The organism is Butyricicoccus sp. AM78-15b2TA (assembly GCF_027665985.1).
Classification (GTDB): Bacteria; Bacillota; Clostridia; order Oscillospirales; family Butyricicoccaceae; genus Agathobaculum; species Agathobaculum butyriciproducens.
This window is the reverse complement of record NZ_JAQEHY010000011.1, coordinates 1-303: the sequence shown is the minus strand read 5'-3', so window position 1 is coordinate 303 and position 303 is coordinate 1.

Below are 303 nucleotides of genomic sequence, written 5' to 3'. Positions count from 1 at the left end.
TCGCCGTCTGCGGACGGCGGGAACGTCGCGGCGCCCGCCGCGGGGGCAAAAAGGAAGGACAACCTGCGGTTTTCCTTCCTCTTTGGACTCCTACCTTTCCCTTGCTTCCTAATCTGGCGCAGATTTCCTATATGTGACCGCTCCGAAAAGGGGAACGGCAGTCGGGTTACCTCAGCGTGTCTTTCTCCGCCTTTTCGCAGTTCACAGACAGCGTACTGCTACACATGCGGTTTACTTCCAGCAGAGCGCAGCATAGCAGTGCCGCGCAAATCCTTGGCACGTTGTAACGCACGGCACCTGCGA